The organism is Glutamicibacter sp. AGC84, assembly GCF_053543575.1.
This window is the reverse complement of the sequence record NZ_JBLVOC010000001.1, coordinates 66,795-76,627: the sequence shown is the minus strand read 5'-3', so window position 1 is coordinate 76,627 and position 9,833 is coordinate 66,795. Positions and strand designations below refer to the sequence as shown.

10 protein-coding genes are annotated in these 9,833 nt (G+C 60.0%); 4 read left to right on the top strand and 6 right to left on the bottom strand.

Translation table 11 applies throughout. The features are described from left to right. Positions 1-37: 37 nt before the first annotated feature. The 3 genes from ACNPN0_RS00410 to ACNPN0_RS00400 all read right to left on the bottom strand — a co-directional run bounded on the left by ACNPN0_RS00410 (position 38) and on the right by ACNPN0_RS00400 (position 3,232). Positions 38-979, bottom strand: coding sequence for an ornithine cyclodeaminase family protein (locus ACNPN0_RS00410; RefSeq protein WP_448937351.1), 942 nt, complete (start codon positions 977-979; stop codon positions 38-40). Positions 980-1,008: 29 nt separating this feature from the next. After that, positions 1,009-2,394 (bottom strand): branched-chain amino acid transport system II carrier protein, encoded by a 1,386-nt coding sequence (brnQ, locus tag ACNPN0_RS00405; protein ID WP_448937352.1) that lies wholly within the window; start codon positions 2,392-2,394, stop codon positions 1,009-1,011. A gap of 163 nt (positions 2,395-2,557) precedes the next feature. Continuing rightward, positions 2,558-3,232, bottom strand: a complete 675-nt coding sequence (locus ACNPN0_RS00400) for a GntR family transcriptional regulator (RefSeq protein ID WP_448937353.1) — start codon at positions 3,230-3,232, stop codon at positions 2,558-2,560. A gap of 179 nt (positions 3,233-3,411) precedes the next feature. Between ACNPN0_RS00400 and ACNPN0_RS00395 the strand changes: the two genes are divergently transcribed. After that, a complete protein-coding gene (locus tag ACNPN0_RS00395) occupies positions 3,412-4,629 on the top strand; it encodes an NAD(P)/FAD-dependent oxidoreductase (RefSeq protein ID WP_448937354.1) in 1,218 nt (405 codons plus the stop codon). On the opposite strand, the gene ACNPN0_RS00390 is transcribed toward ACNPN0_RS00395, so the two are convergent. Beyond that, positions 4,626-5,543, bottom strand: a complete 918-nt coding sequence (locus ACNPN0_RS00390; RefSeq protein ID WP_448937355.1) for an NAD(P)-dependent oxidoreductase — start codon at positions 5,541-5,543, stop codon at positions 4,626-4,628. The genes ACNPN0_RS00395 and ACNPN0_RS00390 overlap by 4 nt on opposite strands. Positions 5,544-5,681: 138 nt before the next feature. On the opposite strand from ACNPN0_RS00390, the gene ACNPN0_RS00385 reads away from it, so the two are divergent. Then, positions 5,682-5,885: a hypothetical protein gene (locus ACNPN0_RS00385; RefSeq protein WP_402696572.1), complete on the top strand. Its 204-nt coding sequence runs from the start codon at positions 5,682-5,684 to the stop codon at positions 5,883-5,885. Between the two features lie 43 nt (positions 5,886-5,928). On the opposite strand, the gene ACNPN0_RS00380 is transcribed toward ACNPN0_RS00385, so the two are convergent. Further along, positions 5,929-6,498, bottom strand: coding sequence for a YdeI/OmpD-associated family protein (locus tag ACNPN0_RS00380; protein WP_448937356.1), 570 nt, complete (start codon positions 6,496-6,498; stop codon positions 5,929-5,931). Positions 6,499-6,703: 205 nt separating this feature from the next. After that, a complete protein-coding gene (locus ACNPN0_RS00375; protein ID WP_448937357.1) occupies positions 6,704-8,002 on the bottom strand; it encodes a LuxR C-terminal-related transcriptional regulator in 1,299 nt (432 codons plus the stop codon). Between the two features lie 161 nt (positions 8,003-8,163). Here ACNPN0_RS00375 and hxlB point away from each other — a divergent pair, with 161 nt between their 5' ends. Beyond that, the gene (gene hxlB / locus ACNPN0_RS00370) at positions 8,164-8,760 is read left to right on the top strand and encodes a 6-phospho-3-hexuloisomerase (protein ID WP_448937358.1); all 597 of its coding nucleotides are present in this window, start codon (positions 8,164-8,166) and stop codon (positions 8,758-8,760) included. Positions 8,761-8,818: 58 nt separating this feature from the next. Continuing rightward, positions 8,819-9,442 carry a 3-hexulose-6-phosphate synthase gene (hxlA, locus tag ACNPN0_RS00365; protein WP_105657387.1) on the top strand — a complete coding sequence of 208 codons (624 nt, stop codon included), beginning with the start codon at positions 8,819-8,821 and terminating at the stop codon, positions 9,440-9,442. The last annotated feature ends 391 nt before the right edge of the window (positions 9,443-9,833 follow it).

The window sequence follows — 9,833 nt, the reverse complement described above, 5'->3', positions numbered from 1 at the left end:
AACCCCCCAACGGTACGGGATCCCTCTTCGCTGTCGCCTAATTGGTGAAGTGCTCGTGAACGCCGACAGCAACCACCAGATCTTGCCAGGACATCCCAGTGCCCTTGAAGATGTTAGGCCGGTCATCGCACCGGGTGAATTGGCCTTGCACCAGATTGGCGATGGTGGCCAGGTCATCGGCCAGCAAGGTGCCTTCAGCGATGGCTTGAATGACATCGCCAGCTTCACGCAGAGCTGTAGCGATATCTTCTACCACTACCAATGATCGGCCAACCAATTCAGCATCGAGCTCGCGCGACTCGGGCACATGTGAACCCATCGCGATAACGCATGCTCCCGGCTGGACAAGCGATCCGTCGAACAATGGCTCGCTTGCACTTGTCGCGCACACCACGAGTTGAGCGTTGGCAACGTCGCCAGCTTCCCCAGCTCTGGCAGCCAGTCCAAAATCATTGGCCTTCGCCACCAATGCATCGACTCGTTCTCGATTGCGAGCCGAGATGATGACCTCGGTGATTTCCCTGATTTCCGACATGGCTTCTATATGTCCCCAAGCTTGCGGCCCGGTTCCGAAGACCATGAGCGTGCATGGGCCTGACGGGGCCAAGTGCTTAGCTGCTACGGCCGAAGTTGCTGGTGTGCGCAAAGCCGTGAGCATCGCGCCCTCAAGCAATGCCTGGGTGGACAATGTCTCGGCGTCCATCAGAATGTAGTTCGCCTGGATTCGGGGCAACCCCTTGCCCGGGTTATCTGGGGCAACGGTAGCTACTTTAATACCCGACCATTCGCCGATGGTCGAGGGCATGAGCAGCATTTCGCCGCTTCCGGCAGCGACGCCTGTGCGATCAGGATCTGTCGCTGGATCGAAGCCGTCCCGCAAGGCGTTTTCTAGAAGTTCGCGCGCGCGGTCAGGACTGACAGCTTCCGCAACTTGCTCGGATGTGTACCAGACAGGTGAAACTTGCTTAGTGAGGTTCATGGATGCTCGTTTCTGTTGTTATGACGACGTCAGGATTTTGACACAGCTTGTTGCGGTTCGCTCGCAGTGTTCCGCTGAGCTTCTGGATACTCACGCTTTGGTTCTGCGCGAAGCCGAGCGACCAGGTAGCCAAGTAGGCCGCCTGCGAAGGCCGGGATAATCCAACCGCCGCCTTGGGCGAACATCGGGATGAAAGCCAAGGCGTTGTCGATGCCGTCAACAAAAAGACCTGCGGATTTGATTCCATCGAACAGGCCGATCAGCCCCGCGCCCAAGATCGCGCCGATGTATACGGACTGGTATCCGGAAAAGAGCCGGTTGAGCATTACAAGGAGAATCAAGGTAATTGACAGCGGATACAGGAACATCAGCAGCGGAATAGCGGTTTCCAGAACGGTTTCCAGTCCGAAGTTGGTGAATAGCAACCCGGCCAGGCCGAATATATATACCCAGCGCCGGTAGCTAGCCCGTGGAGTGATGTTGCTGAAATATTCAGATACGGAAGACAGGCAAGCGATGTTCGTGGTGATGCCGGTCAAGAGAACAACGACGCCCATGGCGATGACCCCGCCGGTCCCCAGCAGATAACGTGAAGACTCGGCCAATACTGCGCCGCCGTTGTCGAAGCGGCCGATAGTGTCAACGCTGGTTGCGCCGATCCAAGCCATCGAAATATGCAATAAGGACAGGCCGATGACGGTGATCACGCCGGCTTTGATGAAGACCTTGGTGATAGCACGAGGCTCAGTAATCCCGATGGCTTTTATGGATTGGATGAAGACGCCACCGAATACGAGCGCTGCCAGTGCATCCATGGTGAAGTAGCCTTCGGTGAATCCTTTGAGGAATGTGCCGGAAAGATACGGTTCAATAGGATCTTGCGGGGCGCCCATCGGCGTGAGGAACGACTTGCCGATAATGATGAGCAGCAGCACGGAGAAAACGGGAGTAATCAATTTTCCCAGACGCGCCACCAGCTTTCCCATGTCGAGGGAGAGAAAGATCGTCAACGCGGTAAATGCGGCCGAGAAGGCAAGAAGCATCCAGCGGGCGCCGTCGTCAGATAAGTCAAGGTGCGGCTTGAGAGCGATCTCGTACACCACGGAACCTGTCCGGGGGATTACGTACAGAGGGCCGAGAGCCAAGAACAAGAGCGCGCAAAAGCCTCTGGAAAACCAGGGATGCACGCGGTCCGAAAGCGGCTCAACTCGACCGCCGGCCTTAGCCAAAACGATGATCGCCAGAAGAACCAGGCCGACACCAGTCAGGAGGAAGGCGCTCATGGGCACCAAGGAAGACTTGCCGGCTTGCTGCCCGACCAACGGCGCGAAGATGATGTTGCCGGCGCCTAGGAACATCGCAAATAGCGTCAGGCCGATAACAAGCATTTGAGGTGCTGAAATCTTTGTTTTCATTCGAGTCCTCGAGATTGTTGGGGATCGGGATATCCGATGTCCAAGACGCAACTGTAGCGTGCATCACTTCTATGTTATATATTACACAAAACGTGATTCGAGTCCAATGAAATTCAGCCGGGGCACCCATGGGCGCCCCGGCTGAATGGCGGGTTCGGACTTTCTAAGTAGCTTGAGGTTCGGGGCGGTCGGCCCAAATGCCGCGGCTGTGCGCGAGGTGGAGGGTCATTAGTTCGGCGGACAGATCGCCGTCACCTGCGGCAATGGCTGCCAAGATCTCCAAGTGCTCTTCGGCGGATTCCGTGAGGTCACCATGATCAGCCATCTTCTGCAGGCCCTGCATGCGAGCTTGGTCGCGTAGCTGCTCGACGGTCTGCACCAGGCGATGGTTTCCAAGGGTCTCCAAGAGCGCCTTGTGGAACTTGCGGTCGCTGTCCAGGAATCTGCGGACGTCGCCTTCGCGGGCTGCGAGAATGATGTCAGCAGCCAGCGTCTTGAATGGTTCCGGATCGGTGCCATGGAAATTTTCGGCGACTTCGCGCATTGCTGGAACTTCCAGCATGGTGCGTAGCTTGAAAATCTCGTCCAGATCTTGCTCGGTCAAGACCGGCACGCGGAACCCCTTGTTGCGGATGACTTCCACAATTCCCAGGTTTGCCAGATCCATGACAGCTTCGCGGACCGGGGTAATTGACACGCCTAGTTCGGCGGCAACTTTGACAACGCTCTCCACATTTCCCGGTTGAATTTGGCCCATGACAATCGAGGTGCGAATTGCGTTTCGGGCCTGTTCGCGCAGGCTGATCGCCCTCAAGGGAGTGTGGTTGCTCGTAGTCATACCTACTTGTTTACCACGTTCGAGCAAACCCTTATGGCAGTGTGCCCGACTGGCGGGAAGTGTGCCTGTATCCGCGGGCAGGATGCTTACTAAGGTGTAAGGTATAACACAATACTGATGGGTGCTGGAGTGATGATTTAACGATCTAGCCAGCAAGGAAACGTAGCGCAGGAGCAAGAATGAGCCTAGAACGAGCTGACGTCGCAGTTATTGGTGCCGGAATAATCGGCGCAGGAATTGCCAGCCGGCTGAGCCGAGACGGGCTGGATGTGGTGGTTATTGATCCCGCGCCGGGACGCGGTTCATCCTTGGGCAATGCAGGACTCATCGTCCCGAGCTATTCGACTCCGATGTCCACTCCAGGGAACTTGTGGGAGGGCATTAAAACTTTCGGCAGCCAGCATGCCCCGGTGACGTTTGCGAAGCCATTGGGGTTCGAATCATTGAAGTTCTTGGCAAGCTTTGCAATGAACTGCAGGCCGGGACGTGTCAAAAGGGATACAGCGAAGCTCCATGGCCTGGCGACACTGAGCCAGAAGCGATACCAGCAGCTGAGAGAAGACGGATTGGATCTCGGCATGCAAGAGCAAGGCTGGTTGTGGCTATCCACGGATGAGGGCAACGCCGAACGCCTGCATGCGGATGCCCAGCGCATGCGTGCGGCCGGTGCAACCTGCGATGTTGTGAATCGAGAGCAAATCGTTGATCTGCAGGCCGGGGTAGAAGATGGAGTTGCCAGCGGGATCTGGTTCTCCAACGAAGGTTTCCTGGATCCTGAAGAAGCCTCAAGACGTTGGTTGCAAGATGCCATTGACCATGGAGCCCAGGTCGTAGGCGCGAAGGTCATCGACCACGAAGCCACCGGATCCAACCTGCACACCTTGATCACGGACACCGGGAAGGTCTCGGCGCGACACGTTGTTTTGGCAACGGGAGCCTCCAGCCGTGAAACCGGCAAGGCCTTGGGAGTCGGTGTGCCAGTTGAGCCTGGATACGGCTGGTCGGTGACTCTGGAAGATCAGGACCGCTTGGTTAGTCGTGCCTTGATGGGGATGGAAGATCATGTGGTCATCAGTCCAATGCCTGGACGTGTGCGAATTACCGGCGGAATGCGTTTTGGCGGCATGAGCAATGCAGTGCCAGCGGATTCGGATATTTCAGCCCTGCGCCAGGGCGCGGAAGCATTGCTGCCGGAGCTTAGGCATTTGCCGGAACTTAGCCGTTGGCAGGGCGCTCGGCCGATGACTGCAAGCGGCGTGCCGATCATTGGGCAACGCAAATACGAGAACCTGACAGTAGCCGCGGGGCATGGACCCCTCGGCGTTACCCTGGCTCCGGTTACCGTCGACAAGGTTCATGAAATTGTCGAGCATTCCTTGGCGGCAAGCAGGGCCTAGCCAAGGTTGCGGCGAACAATGTTGTGCGGTGCCGAACCGGTGGATAGCAGCTGAACTTGCTGCGTCGCCATATCTGACACCAACCGCATGAATTCCGAGGTATCACCAGCCATATGCGGCGTAATGATGCAGTTCGGCGCGGTCCACAAGGGATGGCCCGTGGGCAACGGCTCGGGATCGGTCACATCCAAAGCCGCGCGCAGGCGTCCCGAGCGCAGCTCGTCGAGCAGATCTGCGGTGTTCACAATAGGGCCGCGGCCGACATTCACCAGCAGTGCGCCGTCGCGCATGCGCTGGAGGAATGCTGCATCAATAAGGTCTTGGGTCTGGGGTGTATGCGGCAGAGTGCAGATGACGACATCGGCTTCAGGCAGGAGCTCAGCTGCATCGCGCAGGGCGACGACATTGGTGCCATCATCCAGGATTCGCGGGGAACTGGCGACTCCGGTGATTCTGGCTGGTTTGAAAGCTTTGAGCCGTTCAATAGTGGCTGCGCCAACACCGCCCACTCCGAGCACCACGACATTGGAGCCGAAAAGCGAGGACGTCCACAAGCGAGGCCATTCCTGCTCTTTCTGCGAGGCCATGGCCGCAGGGAGCTCGCGCAATGCGGCCAGTACCAGGGCGAGGCAGTGCTCAGCGGTGGAGTCTTCCACCGCGCCGCGGGAATTCGACAAGACTGCTTCGCCGGGGAGATGCCCCAGCACCCACTCGTAGCCGAGGGATAGCAGATGCACGTGCTTGAGTCCCGGGATTCTGCTGACTCGCGAGCGATGCGCAGGATCCAGCGGCCGCTCGGTAACGAGCACATCAGCTGCTGGAGGCTCGCCATCATTGATATTCCACAAGACGGTTTCGACCCCGGGAATCTGCATGCTGTCGACCAAGCTCTGCCACGGAACTAATACACGCAAACCATGAGTCCAATCGTGAGATGAGATTTTGCCGGGGTTGCCCGGGCGTTGAATTCCACGGTACCAAGGCCCCCGCGAAAATGATCAGTTCCCGAAACCATTTTCCCCAGAGCTCAGCCCTGCGTCTAAACTGGCGATATGACTCAGAGCGTGAAGAAAACCCGGCAGGCCGGACTGGGAATGACTACAGGAGCAATGTTCATTGCCTGGACCTTGGGCCTTGTCGGAGTAATCATGCTGATTCTTGGAGGAGCGACTGCAGCGGCGCTGCTTATTCTCGCGGCAGCGATTCTGCAAGCAGGCGCAATGATCGCCGAAGCGATTTACCGTTCCAAGAGCTAGCGCACAGTAGCGCCGGCCGCGTATTGCTCTACCGGAGCAAGGATCAGCCTTCTGGACCCTGCTCAAGTTCTGCAACGAACCGTGCCAAGCGGGCAGTCCTCGTTTTCTCCGTTCGGGCAATCATCAGCTGATGCAGTATGTGATAGCGCGGTTGGGATTTCAAAGCAGCAAAGTTCTTGGCCGCCACGGTCGAGCGATCCAGCGCTTCTTGCAGATCCGGAGGGATCTGGGCGGTCGCCTGGCCTTGGTAAGCACGCTCCCACCGTCCATCTTCCTTGGCTTTCTCGATTTCCGCGAAGCCCCGTGGCCGCATGCGTCCTTGATCAATCAATTCCTGGGCGAATTCAGTGTTCTTCTGGGACCAGACAGAGTTCTTCCGGCGGGGAGTGTAGCGCTGGAGGAAAGTCGTCTCATCGCGTTTGCGGCGGATGGCATCGATCCATCCGCTGCAAAGCGCCTCGGGCAATGCTTGTGCGACAGCGAGCGAGGTGGGGGAAGTCGTTCCCTTCTTTGCCACTACCAGCCAAACGCCATCGCTGGTTTCTTCGTGCTCGTCGAGCCAAGCGCGCCAAGCGGTGACATCAGGAAGAATCAAAGCATCTTGTGGATCCATGGAATCTATCCTGCACCTCGTTGCCCATAGTTGCTAGAGCTTGGATTCACCGTCGGGACGATGCCTGCCATTGCTTGCCCGAAGGGCGGCGGGCCGTGGCTGGAGACCGTGGAGCAATTTCCTGCTCCGGAACATCATGAAATGACACGCCACGGATCATGGCGAAGAGCGCGGTCAGCTGTCGGCGGGCATCAATGCCGGCAGGCTACGTGGAGCTGGCCACCCCACGGCTGTGTGCCAGCGCGACGGCTTGGGCACGGGAGCTGACGCCCATCTTCTTGAAGAGATTGCGCACGTGGAATTTCACCGTGTTCTCGCTGATCCCCAGCGCCTGCGAAATGCCCCGGTTGCGCTGCCCCACCGCCAGGAGCTGCAGGACCTCGAATTCCCGGCCGCCCAGATTCCATTCTGCGATTTCCGCCACGGCCGACGGCGGGGCATCCAGCGGGAGCCGCACCGCGGCCTCCGTGCCCCATCCGCCCATGACCTCGATCTCGATCAGCCCGTTCAATGCCTCCACACGCCGCACGAGGCGGTCCAAGGCCGCCGCGGAGGGATCGATGCCGCCGCGTGCATCGTCGCGGACATTGATCAGCAAATTCTCGCCGTCGCAGTTCCACTGCACCCGGATCCGCTGGATGTCTTCCTGCTCCATCATCGCCAGGGCCAGGCCGCGCACGATGGCCCGGGCGGCATGGGCCACCTCGCCGGGCAGCGCCCTGCCGTTCTTGGGAGGCTCGACGAATTGCAGGTCCACGCCGCTCAAAGTGGTCAACGGGCGCAGGTCATCGCGCAAGCGGGTGAAAGCCGAAGCGACCGGTTCCTCCACGATGCTATTGGTGCGGTCATCCACGGTCTTGAGCCCAACCAGGGTCTTGGCCGCAAGGTCGATGGCGGCAACGCGCGCGGCCGCATCGTCCAATTGCGTGGAGCGCAAGGTCGCCAGCAGGATATCGAGGCTCGTCGCATACTGTTCCACCAGCTCGCCGGTGACCCGGACCCGCTCTGCCGAGACCGCGCGCGATTCGCGCAGATAGGACGGAGGGGCATCGGCCACCTTCTCGCGGATCCGGTTGGCGGCCAGAGTCCACAGGTATCCGATCAACTCGGGCTGGCCACCGGCGGGGCGGGGCTCGATGAGCACCAGCAGCGCATTGCTGGGCGGGTAGCGCAGGGCAAGAATCTCCCGCGGAGCACCGCCGATCTCGGCAAGCTCGCTCCAGCGGTTCTCACCGGGATGGGAACCGCGGATCCTATCTAGTTCCGCAATGCCCACCAGATCCGTGATGCGCTGGTCGCCGGCGAGCTTCCTGGGCCTATCGGTGCACTCCTCGGTGAAAATGGCCAGGGCCGCGCAACGGATTTCCGGAGCCAGGGCATCACGCAGGCGAACGGCGATCTGTGGCAGCGCAGCCGTGGCCAGCAGCGCGATCGATTCGAGCACCCCTGGTGCCGGTGCGGCAGCTTGCAGGCCAGGGGCGAAAGAGGAGTCCAGAATGCTCATGCAGGCCAGTGTATCGCAGCTCGGGGGACCAGGAACTATCCGAAAGGATAGGTTCAACTGCCTGTAAATGGCGTAGCGGCCACCCCTTTCTGGCCGGAGGATTGACTCATGCCCATCAAAGCCGATCCGGTCCGCCGGGAGGCGCTGTCGAAAGGAATGGCATGAACACCATGGCCTTACCCCTCACCGAAGCGATATCCCAGCAGGACGTGCTGGACACCATGGACCTGGTCCACTCGGAGATCGGGGCAACCGTGCGGGGCGTGAAGCCGCGGCAGGTCATCGAGCTCGCAGCGCAGCTGCGCGCTGCACCCAGGGTGTTCGTAGCCGGTGCCGGACGCAGCGGGCTGGCCTTGCGCATGGCGGCGATGCGCCTGATGCATCTGGGCCTGGCCGTGCACGTCGCCGGGGATGCCACCACGCCGGCCATTGCCGAGGGGGACCTGCTACTCGTGGCCTCCGGATCCGGAACCACCGCGGGCGTGGTCCAGGGCGTCCGCACCGCCCGGCGGGCCGGCGCCCGGATCGCGGCCATCACCACCGATCCATCCAGTCCCATCGGGTCGGCCGCCCACGTTCTCGTAGAAGTCCCGGCCGCCGGGAAAACGGACCACGGATCGTCCATCACCCGCCAATACTCCGGCAGCCTGTTCGAGCAGGCGCTGTTCCTGATCACTGAAATCGTGTTCCACACGCTCTGGAGCGCGGATGACGCCACCGCCCAGCAGCTGTGGCAGCGCCACGCGAATCTGGAGTAGACCGGAGCTTTTGGCGTCGATACCAACCCACCACCAATAACCCCTGAAAGGGAATATCATGAAAATCCAAGTTGCCATCGATCTGCTCAGCACCGCCGAAGCGCTGGAGTTGGCTGGAAAAGTCGCCCCGTATGTGGACATCATCGAGCTGGGCACCCCGCTGATCAAGGCCGAAGGGCTGTCGGTGATCACCGCCATCAAGCAGGCCCACCCGGACAAGACCGTCTTCGCGGATATGAAGACCATGGACGCCGGGGAACTGGAAGCGGACATCGCCTTCGCCGCTGGCGCGGATCTGGTCTCCATCCTCGGGGCCGCCGATAACTCCACGATCGCCGGCGCGGTCAAGGCCGCCACCGAGCGCGGCAAGGGCATCGTCGTGGATCTGATCGGCATCGCTGACAAGCCAGCCCGGGCCCGCGAAGTTGCTGCGCTGGGCGTCCAGTTCGTCGAATTCCATGCGGGCCTGGACGAGCAGGCGCAGCCAGGCTACGACCTGGATGTGCTGCTGAGCGCAGGCACTGCATCCCAGGTGCCGTTCTCGGTGGCTGGAGGCGTCAGCATCAGCACGATCGCCGACGTCCAGAAGTCCGGCGCGCAGGTAGCCGTGGCCGGCGGTGCCATTTACTCCGCCGCCGACCCGGCACAGGCAGCCAAGGAACTGCAGGCTGCGCTGGTCTAGACGCGGTTCCCCGTGGGGTCGTGAACCGGATCTGACGGAGTAGGGCCACCAGTGTGGGGTCGACGATGCTCATGGTGGTGAGGCCAGGCGCTGCAGGCTGCGGCCCTGGCTTCATTGCTGCTATGGATGACCTCGATTCTCGGGTGGCCTACGTTGAGCTTCTTCTCTCCTTAGCGGACTTTAGCGATGATCCGGTCTGATGTGTGTCTGCGTGCCATTGCTTCTGCGATTCCTCCTGTGTCCCTTGTCGGACACGAATATTCACATAGTCGCCAGACTACTTTTCAGGGACCACCCAATGTGGCTAGTTCATTGCGTGCATGGCAATCGTTTAGGCAGACCACGTTTGAACGGATTTGCATCCATTTGGCAGCCATATTTACTCCGATCT